Source organism: Methylobacterium sp. AC315, from assembly GCF_979253755.1.
In genome coordinates this window covers 1-419 of the sequence record NZ_CEEDEA010000073.1, presented here as the reverse complement: position 1 = coordinate 419, position 419 = coordinate 1, and the positions used below count along the sequence as shown (strand labels likewise).

Below are 419 nucleotides of genomic sequence, written 5' to 3'. Positions count from 1 at the left end.
CCGAACCCGGACAGCCGCTCGGGCCAGAGCCCGCATTTGCAAGGTAGGGTCATGGACGAACAACCCACCATCTTCGTTGTCATCGACGTGTCCAAAGACCGTCTCGACGTTCATCTCAGGCCGTTGGACGAGGCCTTCCATGTTCCTCGGGACGCGAAGGGGCTTGAAGCTCTCGCGCGCCGCTTCACCACCCTCCTGGTTGCCCGCGTCGTCCTGGAAGCCACAGGCGGCTTCGAGGCAAACGTCGCTGCAGCGCTCGCCGCAGCCGGGCTGCCGCTCTGCATCGTCAACCCGCGCCAGATCCGCGACTTCGCCAGAGCGATAGGCCGGTTGACGAAGACAGACACGCTCGACGCCGAGGTCATTGCCCTCTTCGCCGAACGCATCAGACCACCGGCCAGGCCCTTGCCGGAGCCGGA

General features: G+C 65.4%; 1 protein-coding gene. It reads left to right on the top strand.

Translation table 11 applies throughout. The annotated features are described in order from the left end of the window. Positions 1 to 51 precede the first annotated feature (51 nt). The coding region (locus tag AC0IY0_RS28765) for an IS110 family transposase (protein WP_471766480.1) at positions 52 to 419 on the top strand (368 nt) is incomplete at its 3' end.